The 12,837-nt window shown below is 38.9% G+C and carries 11 protein-coding genes and 1 pseudogene; 10 read left to right on the top strand and 2 right to left on the bottom strand.

Annotated elements, in window-relative coordinates:
• Window positions 1-36: 36 nt before the first annotated feature.
• Window positions 37-1,752 (top strand): proline--tRNA ligase, encoded by a 1,716-nt coding sequence (gene proS / locus DX522_RS04765; RefSeq protein ID WP_115180008.1) that lies wholly within the window; start codon window positions 37-39, stop codon window positions 1,750-1,752.
• A gap of 64 nt (window positions 1,753-1,816) precedes the next feature.
• On the opposite strand, the gene deoC is transcribed toward proS, so the two are convergent.
• Window positions 1,817-2,491 carry a deoxyribose-phosphate aldolase gene (deoC, locus tag DX522_RS04760; protein ID WP_115180007.1) on the bottom strand — a complete coding sequence of 225 codons (675 nt, stop codon included), beginning with the start codon at window positions 2,489-2,491 and terminating at the stop codon, window positions 1,817-1,819.
• A 110-nt stretch (window positions 2,492-2,601) separates the two neighbouring features.
• On the opposite strand from deoC, the gene DX522_RS04755 reads away from it, so the two are divergent.
• From DX522_RS04755 to hslO, 8 genes and pseudogenes are all read left to right on the top strand, one after another.
• Window positions 2,602-3,105 carry a protein disulfide oxidoreductase gene (locus DX522_RS04755; RefSeq protein ID WP_115180006.1) on the top strand — a complete coding sequence of 168 codons (504 nt, stop codon included), beginning with the start codon at window positions 2,602-2,604 and terminating at the stop codon, window positions 3,103-3,105.
• A gap of 52 nt (window positions 3,106-3,157) precedes the next feature.
• A complete protein-coding gene (gene rfaD / locus DX522_RS04750) occupies window positions 3,158-4,081 on the top strand; it encodes an ADP-glyceromanno-heptose 6-epimerase (protein ID WP_115180005.1) in 924 nt (307 codons plus the stop codon).
• 98 nt (window positions 4,082-4,179) lie between these two features.
• Window positions 4,180-5,238, top strand: a complete 1,059-nt coding sequence (waaF, locus tag DX522_RS04745; protein ID WP_115180004.1) for a lipopolysaccharide heptosyltransferase II — start codon at window positions 4,180-4,182, stop codon at window positions 5,236-5,238.
• 1 nt (window position 5,239) lies between these two features.
• Window positions 5,240-5,824 carry a YcxB family protein gene (locus tag DX522_RS04740; protein WP_115180003.1) on the top strand — a complete coding sequence of 195 codons (585 nt, stop codon included), beginning with the start codon at window positions 5,240-5,242 and terminating at the stop codon, window positions 5,822-5,824.
• A gap of 28 nt (window positions 5,825-5,852) precedes the next feature.
• Window positions 5,853-6,758: a DMT family transporter gene (locus DX522_RS04735; RefSeq protein WP_115180002.1), complete on the top strand. Its 906-nt coding sequence runs from the start codon at window positions 5,853-5,855 to the stop codon at window positions 6,756-6,758.
• Window positions 6,755-7,711: a lipopolysaccharide heptosyltransferase RfaC gene (gene rfaC / locus DX522_RS04730; RefSeq protein ID WP_115180001.1), complete on the top strand. Its 957-nt coding sequence runs from the start codon at window positions 6,755-6,757 to the stop codon at window positions 7,709-7,711. The genes DX522_RS04735 and rfaC overlap by 4 nt, the downstream gene beginning before the upstream one ends.
• A gap of 164 nt (window positions 7,712-7,875) precedes the next feature.
• Window positions 7,876-8,978 (top strand): annotated as a pseudogene (locus DX522_RS04725) (porin).
• A gap of 234 nt (window positions 8,979-9,212) precedes the next feature.
• Window positions 9,213-10,079 (top strand): Hsp33 family molecular chaperone HslO, encoded by an 867-nt coding sequence (gene hslO, locus DX522_RS04720; RefSeq protein ID WP_115180000.1) that lies wholly within the window; start codon window positions 9,213-9,215, stop codon window positions 10,077-10,079.
• Window positions 10,080-10,123: 44 nt separating this feature from the next.
• Here the strand turns inward: hslO and DX522_RS04715 are convergent, their stop codons facing one another.
• Window positions 10,124-10,948: an alpha/beta hydrolase gene (locus DX522_RS04715; protein WP_115180887.1), complete on the bottom strand. Its 825-nt coding sequence runs from the start codon at window positions 10,946-10,948 to the stop codon at window positions 10,124-10,126.
• A 259-nt stretch (window positions 10,949-11,207) separates the two neighbouring features.
• Between DX522_RS04715 and pckA the strand changes: the two genes are divergently transcribed.
• Complete coding sequence (gene pckA / locus DX522_RS04710) at window positions 11,208-12,824, top strand: phosphoenolpyruvate carboxykinase (ATP) (RefSeq protein ID WP_115179999.1); 1,617 nt, start codon at window positions 11,208-11,210, stop codon at window positions 12,822-12,824.
• Window positions 12,825-12,837: the final 13 nt, after the last annotated feature.

Genomic DNA, 12,837 nt, shown 5'->3' with positions numbered 1-12,837 from the left:
ATTTTTTCTCAATGCTTAGAATCTAAGGTTAATTCAATGCGTACAAGTCAATATTTATTCTCAACATTAAAAGAAACCCCAGCTGAAGCGGCTATTGTAAGCCATCAATTAATGCTTCGTGCGGGGATGATTCGCCCTCTTGCTTCAGGTCTTTATAACTGGATGCCAACAGGCTGGCGTGTGCTCCGTAAAGTAGAAAAAATCATTCGTGAAGAAATGGATAAAAGCGGCGCACTTGAAATCAAAATGCCAGTCGTGCAACCAGCAGAATTATGGGAAGAGTCAGGTCGTTGGGAACAATATGGTCCAGAATTACTTCGTTTTGAGGATCGCGGAAACCGTAACTTTGTATTAGGTCCAACACACGAAGAAGTGATTACGGATTTAGTTCGTCGCGAAGTGTCATCATACAAACAACTTCCAATCAATTTATACCAAATTCAAACCAAATTCCGTGATGAAGTGCGTCCTCGTTTCGGTGTCATGCGTTCACGTGAATTTATCATGAAAGATGCATATTCTTTCCATGCGGATCATGCGAGCTTACAACAAACTTATGATGTGATGTACCAGACTTATAGCAATATTTTCAATCGCTTAGGTTTAGATTTCCGTGCCGTACAAGCGGATACCGGTTCTATCGGTGGTAGTGCATCACATGAATTCCAAGTGCTAGCAAACAGCGGTGAAGATGATGTGATTTTCTCTACGGAATCTGATTACGCTGCAAACATTGAATTAGCGGAAGCGGTGGCAATTGGTGAGCGCGCCGCACCAACGAAAGCGATGGAATTAGTTGATACGCCAAATGCCAAAACAATTGCAGAGTTGGTGGAACAATTCAATTTGCCAATTGAGAAAACGGTTAAAACCTTGATTGTAAAAGGTGCAAGCGAAGATCAACCGTTAGTGGCATTAGTCATTCGTGGTGACCATGAATTAAACGAAATCAAAGCGGAAAAATTACCGGAAGTGGCTTCGCCATTTGAGTTTGCGGATGAAGCTGCCATCAAAGCAAAAATTGGTGCAGGTGTGGGTTCATTAGGTCCTGTTAATCTCAATATTCCAGTGATTATTGACCGTTCAGTGGCATTAGTGTCTGATTTCAGCGCGGGTGCAAACATTGATGGTAAACATTACTTCAATATCAACTGGGAACGTGATGTGGCGTTACCAAAAGTGGCGGATATTCGTAACGTGGTTGAAGGTGACCCAAGCCCAGATGGTAAAGGTACCTTATTGATTAAACGTGGTATCGAAGTGGGCCATATCTTCCAATTAGGTAAAAAATACTCAGAAGCGATGAATGCAACCGTTCAAGGTGAAGATGGTCGTCCAATGGTCGTAACCATGGGATGTTACGGTATTGGTGTAACACGTGTGGTGGCTGCGGCGATTGAACAACATTTTGATGATCGCGGTATTGTATGGCCAACAGATGAAATTGCGCCATTCACCGTAGCCATCGTGCCAATGAATATGCATAAATCTGAAAGTGTTCAAGAATATGCTGAAGAATTGTACCGCACTTTACAAGCGCAAGGTGTAGAAGTGATCTTTGATGATCGTAAAGAACGCCCAGGTGTGATGTTTGCAGATATGGAACTTATCGGCGTGCCACACATGGTGGTGATTGGTGAGAAAAATCTCGCAAATGGCGAAATCGAATACAAAAATCGCCGTACTGGTGAAAAACAAATGATTGCAAAAGATCAGTTGTTAGATTTCTTGAAAGGACAAATTAAAGCTTAATTGAGTCTTTGATGATTAAAAAGGAGATTGAAGCATACACTTCAATCTCCTTTTTTATTATCGATTAGTAATTGCTTGAGACATTACCAGAAACACCCGTTACAATCGCAATGCCTGCGCTTGCGCCAATTCGAGTAGCTCCTGCTTCAATCATCGCTAGTGCGGTTTGAGTATCACGAATACCGCCAGAGGCTTTTACGCCAATGTTGCCTACCGTTTTCTTCATTAATGCCACATCTTCTACGGTTGCCCCGCCTTTATTGAAACCCGTTGAGGTTTTAACGAATGCCACACCCAACGCTTTACAGATTTCACAGGCTTTTACGATTTCTTCTTTGGTGAGTAAGCATGTTTCCAAAATCACTTTAAGCGGCACACCATGACAAGCCGTTAATACAGCTTGAATATCGTCTTTTACGGCATCCCATTTATTTGATTTTATCAAGCCGACATTAATTACCATATCAATTTCACCCGCGCCCGCTTTAATGGCTTCTTGGGTTTCAAACGCTTTAACTGAGGATAAGTTGGCACCGAGTGGAAAACCGACTACCGTACAAATTTTTACATCTGAGCCAGCGAGTTTTTCTTTGGCTAAAGGAATATAACCTGAATTAATGCAGACTGAATAAAAGCCGTATTGAATGGCTTCATCGCAGAGTTTAAGAATATCCTGTTCTGTTTTTTCAGCAGTAAGGGCAGTGTGATCAATATATTGTGCTAATTGTTTACTATCCATATTTTTTCTCCTTATTAAATGATGTGGTTATCATAGCAAAATATCTGTAATTTTGACCGCACTTTTCTGATCGATTACAATCCGTTTATCCTAGATCATGAAATTCGATTGTGAAACTTAAAACCTTATTAAAAAATGTGATTTCGCTCCTGCTAACATTGATTATCGTAAGCAGTATTCTCGATTTTATTCGTAAACCCAATATTCCATCTGAAATCAATGAGACGGCACTTTATGATTTACAGGGGAATGCTTTCTTTTTACCCCAATTAGATCAAGCTAAGCCGACGATCATTTATTTCTGGGGAAGTTGGTGTGGTTATTGTCGTTATACTTCTCCAGCGATTAATTCACTTTCAGAAGAAGGCTATCCGGTAGTCTCTATCGCACTGCGTTCAGGGTCAAATAAGGACGTGGCGGATTATTTACAAACGTATCACTATCAGTTTACAACGGTGAATGATCCTCAAGGCAAGATTGCCGATCAATGGCAGGTGAATGTGACACCGACCATTATTATTTTAAATAAAGGAAAAATGGATTTGGCCACAACAGGCTGGACAAGTTATTGGGGCTTAAAAGTGCGGTTGTTTTTCACAGAGTTTTTTGGCTAAGCGGTACAAAATCTATTACAATACACAGACTTATTTTAAAGAGGACAGAATTATGATTATCGTAACAGGTGGCGCCGGTTTTATCGGCAGTAATATCGTTAAAGCATTAAACGATATGGGACGTAAAGATATTTTAGTGGTGGATAACTTAAAAGACGGGACAAAATTCATTAACCTAGTGGATCTTGATATCGCAGATTACTGTGATAAAGAAGACTTCATTGTGTCAATTATTGCAGGTGATGATTTAGGTGATATCGATGCAGTATTCCATGAAGGCGCTTGCTCTGCGACCACTGAATGGGACGGCAAATACATCATGCATAATAACTACGAATATTCAAAAGAGTTATTGCATTACTGCTTAGATCGTCAAATTCCGTTCTTATATGCATCAAGTGCAGCGACTTATGGCGATAAAACTGAATTCCGTGAAGAGCGTGAATTTGAAGGTCCATTGAATGTGTACGGTTATTCTAAATTCTTATTCGACCAATATGTGCGTGCGATTTTACCTGAAGCACAATCACCGGTATGTGGTTTCCGTTATTTCAACGTGTATGGTCCACGTGAAGGCCACAAAGGTTCAATGGCAAGCGTCGCATTCCACTTAAATAACCAAATTCTGAAAGGCGAAAATCCAAAATTATTTGCAGGCAGTGAACACTTCCGCCGTGATTTCGTTTATGTAGGTGATGTGGCACAAGTGAACATTTGGTGCTGGCAAAATGGCATTTCAGGTATCTTCAACTGTGGTACTGGTAATGCTGAATCTTTCGCTGAAGTGGCAAAAGCAGTGATTAAATTCCACGGTAAAGGCGTAGTGGAAACCATTCCATTCCCAGAGCATTTGAAATCTCGCTATCAAGAATATACGCAAGCAGATTTAACGAAACTTCGCGCAACTGGCTACGACAAACCATTTAAAACTGTCGCGGAAGGTGTGGCTGAGTACATGGCGTGGTTAAATAAATAAAAATATTGAACAAATAATGTCGTTCAATACTAGAAAATGAATAAAGTGCGGTTAAAATTGGTCTTATTTTTAGCCGCACTTTTGTTATAAGGTCAAGCATGAATATTTTAATTATCGGCCCGTCTTGGGTCGGCGATATGATGATGTCGCACAGTTTGTATCAACAACTCAAACTGCAATATCCCCATTGCCAAATTGATGTGATGGCACCCAATTGGTGTAAACCGCTTTTAGCCCGTATGCCAGAAGTGCCTCATGCTATTGAAATGCCGCTCGGACATGGCAAGTTTGCCTTATGTGAACGTTATCGTTTAGGCAAGGCATTGCGTAATCAATATGATATGGCAATCGTATTACCAAACTCCTTGAAGTCCGCCTTCATTCCCGCCTTTGCAAAAATTGCGGTGCGTCGTGGCTGGAAAGGGGAGAGCCGTTATTTCTTGCTTAACGATTTACGCAATAATAAACGTGATTATCCTATGATGGTGCAACGTTATGTCGCGTTAGCTTTTGAGCAAAATGCGGTACCGAAAGCGGCTGATATTCCTGTTCTAAAACCTTATTTAACCGTTGATCCAACTCAACAGGTAGAAACCTTAAAAACATTTGAAAAACAGACCGCACTTTTAGGCGAACGTCCGATTATCGGGTTCTGTCCTGGAGCTGAATTTGGTCCGGCTAAACGTTGGCCGCATTATCATTATGCTAAATTGGCAGAAATGCTCATTGAAAAAGGCTATGCGGTAGAATTATTTGGTTCACCAAAAGATGTGGAAGCTGGAGAGCAAATTCGTAATGCATTGCCAGCAGAACTGCAACCATTCTGTTTGAATTTGGCAGGACAAACTAACTTGAATCAAGCTGTGGATTTAATCGCTAACTGTACGGCAGTGGTGAGCAATGACAGCGGCTTAATGCATATTGCCGCTGCGACAGATCGTCCGTTGGTTGCACTTTATGGCCCAACCAGCCCAACGTATACGCCGCCACTGTCAGATAAAGCGGAAATCATCCGTTTAATTGAAGGCGATTTGATTAAAGTGCGTAAAAGCACCGACAGCGCAGAAGGATATCATCAAAGTTTGATCGATATTACACCAGAAAAAGTATTGGAAAAATTAACCGCACTTTTAAGTGACAACAAAATGGGAATATAAAATGGAAATTACCTATCAACCCGTATTAGATAAAAATTATACTAAGGCAGTAAAAAAAATAAGCAGCGATATTTATAAGCACAATAAATTTTGTAAGATGATGAGGCTTGGCGATTTTTTATTATATTTATTTTGCTTGATACCAAGTCTTTTTATTGCATTTTTTATGAGGAATTGGGCTGAAGTTCTTTATGATTATTACGAAAATATTTTAGCCTATTATGCGGGATATATATTGTTTGCTATTTCAATGTTTTCTTTTTTCTATGCAGTTTTGCTACGACCTTATTTAAATAGCAAAGCTTTTCGAAGCCAAGTATATGAGGAAGTGAATAAGGAAAAAAGAACCATACGAATTCAAGAAGATGGTTTATATTCTGAAATAGCGCTCTGTCAAACTTTATATAATTATCGGTATATTCATCATATCGAAAATCATTATGGTTACTTAATGATTCGAGTTGATACAGGTTTGTTTTTCTTAATTCCTCATTCAGCCTTTCAAGATGATGCTCATCGAGAAGCATTTGAAGCCGCTTTACGAGAAAAAATAAAAGCTTACCAAGCAGAGCCTTTAAGTAAATAGAAAAGGCGTAACTGGATATGTTAATGATATGAACCCTCTACGCATACATTTACAATTAATTGGAATGGTGATTTTATGGGGCGCCTCTTGGCCTTGGGGACGAGTGGTTGCCCAAGCTATGCCGACATTTGTTGCTTCAAGCGTGCGCTTTTTTTTCGCCATTATTCCACTCATTATTTGGCTATATGCGGCGAATCGCTTCAAATATGCGAAACAACTGCGATCTAATCAATGGGTTGGCTTATTGTTAACGGCCTTGCTCGGCATTTTTGGGTATTCAACTTTCTTTATTTGGGGTTTGAAATATGTTCCAGCTGGGCAAGGAACGATGGTCGTTGCCTCTAATCCTGTCTTTACGATGTTTTTTGCTATTTTATTATTTAAAGAAAAATGGAATCGCTGGGTTGTATTAGGGATGATTATTGCCATTAGCGGTTCTTTGTTAGCCATGACAAAAGGGAATCCAACTAACCTCTTACAAAATTTTGGATTCGGTCAAATGTTATTGCTTTGTGCTTTAGTTTGCTGGGTTGGTTATACTTTATTGGCTCGTAAAGTATTAATCGGAATTGATTCTCTCACCGCTACCACGATTTCTTCTACTTTTGGTTTTTTCATGCTGACGTTGGCAGCATTATGGACGGAAAGTGTGGAAGATTGGGCAACCGTATTTCAATTAAATGGATCGCAATGGTTTAGTTTACTTGGTCTTGCATTTGGTGCAACGGTATTGGCTTATGCATGGTATTTTGATGGTGTGAAACACTTAGGGGCAGGCAATGCCTCGGCTTATCTTATCCTTGTGCCAATTTTAGGGATTTTATTTTCAGCCGTATGGTTGAATGAACAAGTGGATTTTTCCTTAATAATTGGCGGTATTTTAGCTGTGTCTGGTCTCGGAATTATGCACTGGGGAAGAAGGTTAATTAAATGAAAGTATGCGTAATCAAAACTTCTTCCATGGGCGATGTAATTCATATTTTGCCGGCATTGACTGATGCGCAGCGTGCTATTCCTAATCTCTCTATCGATTGGGTGGTAGAAGAGAATTTTGCCGAAATTCCACGTTGGCATTCTGCAGTGAATCAAATCATTCCAATTGCTTTAAGACGTTGGCGAAAATCGCCTTTTTCAGCTCAAACAAAAAACGAATGGAAATCTTACCGCACTTTATTACAAGCCAATCAATATGATGCGGTGATTGATGCGCAAGGGCTCTTTAAAAGTGCTTTTTTTGCGACACGCTTAGCCAATGGCGTCAAACATGGCTATGATCGTCAAAGTATTCGAGAGCCGTTAGCATCTTTTTTCTACGATAAAAAATATGCTATTCCCTATCAACAGCATGCGGTGGAACGAATTCGTCAGCTTTTTGCTCAAAGTTTAGGTTATGAATTACCTCAAGTTCAGGGCGATTATGGTATTGCTCGCCATTTTCTTCATCAAACTTCAGCACAAAACTATGTGGTATTCATTCATTCTACAACTCGGGCAGATAAGCATTGGGAAGAATTAGAGTGGCAAAAATTGATTGAAAAAATTACCGCACTTTCTGATTACGAAATTCGCTTGCCTTGGGGGAATGAACAGGAAAAAGCGCGAGCAGAGCGTTTGGCTCAAGTTCATTCTAATGTGATCGTGTTGCCTAAGTTAACTTTAACTGAGCTTGCAAAACAGCTTGCAAATGCAAAAGCCGTTGTGTCTGTGGATACAGGCTTGGCGCATTTAACTGCCGCCTTGGATAAATCTAATATTACGCTTTATGGTGCAACTGATCCTAAATTGATTGGCTGTTATGGTAAAAATCAGCATTACTTATCGGCAAGTTCAATGGAAAATATTAAGTCAGATCAAGTGTTTTCAATGCTAAATTTATTAATTAAATAGGCGATAAAATAATCAAAAATATATTTATCTGGATTGATTTTAGTCAAAATATTGCCTATTTTCTGATAGTTGGAATAATTTAAGGTTGACCATTTAGGTTGTAGTGTATAAACTGCAAAAAGTTCAATTTTTTATTAACTTCATTAAATCATAAGGAAAGCGTTATGAAAAAAACACTTCTTGCTTTATCTGTAGCGGCATTAGCAGCAGGTTCTGCACAAGCTTATAACTTCCATGTTGACCAAACTGGTACGGATGTTGATTTCTATGGTTCTTTACGTGTTAAATGGGAAAGTACCTCTAACAAAACTAACTATGTAAACGGTGATGTAACTAAAGAGCACATCAACCATGCAGTTGATAACGATGGTTCACGTTTTGGCTTTAAATTAAAACAAAGCTTAGGTGGGGATTTCTACGCTTTAGGTCGTGCGGAATGGCGTATGCGTGGTGATGCGCCTTCACAACATGATTTTGACCATGTTTATACTCGCCAACTTTATGCTGGTTTTGGCCACAAACAATTCGGTGAGTTAACTTACGGTAACATGGTAACTATCACTGATGAAGTAACACAAAGTGATTTAGCAAATACTTATAGCTTGACTGATGGTTTATTAGAGACTTCAGCTCGTCGTGTAACACAATATGTTTATAATGGTGACTATGGTTCAAATAAAGTGAAATTTGGTGCGTACTACGGCGGTTCAAGCAAACGTAACATCAAAAACGTGGATTTAAAAAATAACCGTAAAAACACTTGGGTACAGGTCTTATCTTTGATCATGAAATTGATAGTATCCAAAATGTAACTGTCGCAGCAGGTTTCACTCGTGAAATCTCTGAAAATGCTAACAAAACGGAATACTACAGCAATGCTTATGCTTTAGGTTTAGCATATAACTTTGTTCACACTACTTATGGTTTAGACCTTGCTCACAAAGATACTAAAAATAAAGATGGTGCAGGTAACAAAGTAAAAAATAATGAAGTGACTGCAGTAATTCGCCAAGGTTTAAATGAAGACTGGAATGTATATGCAATGTATTCTTACAAAACTGAGAAAACTTTACCTGTAGGTTCTGCATATTCAAAATCAACAGATCGCCAATTCTTAATGGGTACCGAGTACTATGTATTTAAACAAGGTTCTTTAAAAGTGAAACCATTCTTAGAATGGCAAGCAACTCGTACTAAATACGAAAATGATACAAAAGATCGTAGCCGTGACTTCAAAACTGTTATCGGTTTACGTGCATACTGGTAATTTATCAGTTTAGTCTTATAAAACGAGCGGATAGTGAAAGCTATCCGCTTTTCTTTTTGCTTGTAATTTTGATTTTCATCCCCATAATACTGCACAGGCTAAAAGTGCGGTAACAAAAATGCTGTTTTTTGAATATTGATTTCAACACTAGAGACGAAAAATCAGATAAACCACTTATAATTTATGCGCAAAATTGACTGCACTTTTCATTCAAAGAATAAATAGGAACAAATAATGAATTATACTCAAGATAATGACAAACTTTACCGTTACCTTTTTCAAAACCGTGCAGTGCGTGGTGAATGGGTGCGATTAAACCAAACTTTTAGTGATACCTTGAATACCCATCATTATCCAAAAGCAGTACAAAACTTATTAGGTGAGATGATGGTAGCGACTAATTTGTTGACCGCAACATTAAAATTTAACGGTAATATTACTGTTCAAATTCAAGGTGATGGCCCATTAAAATTAGCTTTAGTAAATGGTAATGACCAACAACAGATCCGTGCATTAGCGCGTGTACAAGGTGATATTCAAGATGGTATGAGCCTTCATGATATGATCGGCAAAGGCGTATTAGTGATTACGATTGCTCCAACTGAAGGTGAACGTTATCAAGGCGTTATCGGTTTAGATAAACCAACGATTACGGAATGTTTAGAAGACTATTTTGTTCGTTCAGAACAATTACAAACCCAACTTATTATTCGCACAGGTGAATATGAAGGCAAACCAGTTGCTGCAGGGATGTTGTTGCAAATCATACCCGATGGGCAAGGTACGCCAGAGGATTTTGAGCATTTAACTACGTTGGCGGCAACCGTAAAAGATGAGGAGTTATTTGGATTACCCGCAGAAGAATTGCTTTATCGTTTATATCATGAAGAAGCAGTGGAAGTTTTTGAACCGCAAACTGTTTCTTTCTTCTGTGGTTGCTCACCAGAGCGTTCAGGAGCAGCATTATTACTGATTCCAGAAGCTGAAATTGATGAAATTTTAGACGAGCATAAAGGTAGCATTGATATGCAGTGTGAATGTTGTGGCACGCATTACTTCTTCAATAAAGAAGCGATTGATAAACTCAAACAAGCCCAATAAGAAAAATCCCCCGTTTATGATAACGGGGATTTTTTTATGCGCTTTTATTGTTGAACTTGTTCCAAGCAATGTGTGATGGCATCTGGAATCGAGCCACCATGATTTTTATTGGGAATGGAAATAAACTCTACGGAATTACCTTGTTTTTCCAATATTTCCGCTAATTGATGCACATTGATTGTTCGCATTTGTTTCCGTTGATTAATACGTTGTAATTGTTCTTCAGTCATATTCGGATCCTCTTCAGGATGCTCTTCATAATAGCCTAATGTAATCAGAATATGTGATGGTTTTTGGCTAATCCATGGTTCATTTTGAGGTAGAAATGAGCCATTCCCCCACCAAAGAGAAGGGCTTGCTAACGTGTAATGTTGAAATAAATCCGGTTGATGGAAGAGCACGTACAATCCAAATAATCCACCAAAAGAATGGCCAAAGAAATATTGTTTTTCCTTATTGATATTGAAATGCTGTTCAATGTAAGGTTTCACGTCTTGCTGAATAAAGCGTAGAAAATCAGCGGCTTTCCCTCCTTTGGCAAATTCAGTGCCTTCTACTGGAAACGTGTAATCTCTCATTCGTTCCTCAATAGCGTAAGCTTTATCAGATACATAACCGATGCCGACAATAAGGGGGAGCGGTTTGTTAGGATTGACAGCATTCATTGCTATTGGAAATTGAGCGTTACCATCTAGCGTATAAAGTGCGGTCAGTTTTTGCGATGTTTTTGGTGGCACAGCAATAAACAAACGATAATGCTTACCTTCAAAAGTAAAATCTTTTTCTTGAATTTGATACATTTTTTTCATGCTTTCTTGAATAGGAGGAATCTTAAAGTTGGGTTCTGCTTGTGCGCTTTGCATAAACATCAGCAGGAAAAATAAAAAGGGTAAACGCAGAAATGAGAACATGGTTATCCGGTCTTAATGTGAGAATGGTTATCACTATATAGTAAAAGTAAAGGTGAAATCAACCACACTTCATCTTGTTGGCTCCCAAGACACCCTAAAAATAGGTAGAAATTTTCAATGAATGTTCAAAAATTTGATCTAGTTAACATTTTTTTTCTGGTAATTCACCTACAATGTCTACAGGAAAAATTTTTAAACTTTAACTAAGAGGTGAACTATGACTGATGTTAAAAACGTAATTAAAGAACTTGAAGCCGTTGGCATTCGTAACGTACAAGAAGTGGTTTATAACCCAAGTTATGAACAACTTTTTGAAGAAGAAACGAAACTAGGTTTAGAAGGTTTTGAAAAAGGTACACTTACCACAACTGGTGCGGTGGCAGTAGATACTGGGATCTTTACTGGTCGTTCACCGAAAGATAAGTATATCGTTTTAGATGACACTACAAAAGATACCGTATGGTGGACATCTGATGTCGCTAAAAACGATAACAAGCCAATGACTCAAGAAACTTGGTCAAGCTTGAAAGGTCTTGTGACTAAACAACTTTCTGGCAAACGTTTATTCGTGGTTGATGGTTTCTGCGGCGCAAGTGAACAAGACCGCATCGCGGTACGTATTGTAACTGAAGTAGCATGGCAAGCACACTTTGTGAAAAATATGTTCATTCGTCCGACAGAAGAACAACTAAAAACCTTTAAACCAGATTTCGTAGTCATGAATGGTTCTAAATGTACCAACCCAAATTGGAAAGAGCAAGGTTTGAACTCTGAAAACTTTGTCGCATTCAATTTAACTGAACGCATTCAATTAATTGGTGGTACTTGGTACGGTGGTGAAATGAAGAAAGGTATGTTCTCCATGATGAACTACTTCCTACCACTTAAAGGTGTAGGTGCAATGCACTGTTCTGCTAACGTAGGTAAAGACGGTGATGTAGCAATCTTCTTCGGTTTATCAGGTACAGGTAAAACTACGCTGTCTACTGATCCGAAACGTCAATTAATTGGTGACGATGAGCACGGTTGGGATGATGTAGGTATCTTCAACTTTGAAGGTGGTTGCTATGCGAAAACTATCCATCTTTCTGAAGAAAATGAACCAGATATCTACCGTGCGATCCGCCGTGATGCATTATTAGAAAACGTCGTTGTTCGTGCTGACGGTTCAGTTGATTTTGATGACGGTTCTAAAACTGAAAATACTCGTGTGTCTTATCCAATTTATCACATTGATAATATTGTTAAACCGGTGTCTCGTGCAGGGCATGCAACGAAAGTCATTTTCTTAACTGCGGATGCATTCGGTGTATTACCGCCAGTGTCTAAATTGACACCAGAGCAAACCAAATACTACTTCTTATCGGGTTTTACCGCTAAATTAGCTGGTACAGAGCGTGGTATTACTGAACCAACTCCAACCTTCTCAGCATGTTTTGGTGCGGCGTTCTTAACTCTCCACCCAACACAATATGCTCAAGTGTTAGTTAAACGTATGCAAGCTGCCGGTGCAGAAGCATATTTAGTTAATACAGGTTGGAATGGTACAGGTAAACGTATCTCAATCAAAGATACTCGTGGTATTATCGATGCAATCTTAGATGGTTCTATTGAAAAAGCAGAAATGGGCGAGTTACCAATCTTTAATTTAGCGATTCCAAAAGCATTACCTGGTGTAGATTCTGCGATCTTAGACCCACGTGATACTTATGCGGATAAAGCACAATGGGAAGCGAAAGCGAAAGACCTTGCAGGACGTTTCGTGAAAAACTTCGAAAAATATGCGACTAACGCAGAAGGTAAAGCGCTTATCGCAGCAGGTCCAAAAGCTTAATTAGAGAATATAG

It is taken from the genome of Haemophilus parainfluenzae (assembly GCF_900450995.1).
GTDB lineage: Bacteria > Pseudomonadota > Gammaproteobacteria > Enterobacterales > Pasteurellaceae > Haemophilus_D > Haemophilus_D parainfluenzae_O.
This window is presented reverse-complemented; position numbering and strand designations above follow the sequence as displayed.

Excerpts from the sequence above, each read along its gene's own strand:
- proS (WP_115180008.1), top strand. The coding sequence starts at position 37 with ATGCGTACAAGTCAATATTTATTCTCAACATTAAAAGAAACCCCAGCT.
- deoC (WP_115180007.1), bottom strand. The coding sequence starts at position 2,491 with ATGGATAGTAAACAATTAGCACAATATATTGATCACACTGCCCTTACT.
- rfaD (WP_115180005.1), top strand. The coding sequence starts at position 3,158 with ATGATTATCGTAACAGGTGGCGCCGGTTTTATCGGCAGTAATATCGTT.
- waaF (WP_115180004.1), top strand. The coding sequence starts at position 4,180 with ATGAATATTTTAATTATCGGCCCGTCTTGGGTCGGCGATATGATGATG.
- DX522_RS04740 (WP_115180003.1), top strand. The coding sequence starts at position 5,240 with ATGGAAATTACCTATCAACCCGTATTAGATAAAAATTATACTAAGGCA.
- DX522_RS04735 (WP_115180002.1), top strand. The coding sequence starts at position 5,853 with ATGAACCCTCTACGCATACATTTACAATTAATTGGAATGGTGATTTTA.
- rfaC (WP_115180001.1), top strand. The coding sequence starts at position 6,755 with ATGAAAGTATGCGTAATCAAAACTTCTTCCATGGGCGATGTAATTCAT.
- hslO (WP_115180000.1), top strand. The coding sequence starts at position 9,213 with ATGAATTATACTCAAGATAATGACAAACTTTACCGTTACCTTTTTCAA.
- DX522_RS04715 (WP_115180887.1), bottom strand. The coding sequence starts at position 10,948 with ATGTTTATGCAAAGCGCACAAGCAGAACCCAACTTTAAGATTCCTCCT.
- pckA (WP_115179999.1), top strand. The coding sequence starts at position 11,208 with ATGACTGATGTTAAAAACGTAATTAAAGAACTTGAAGCCGTTGGCATT.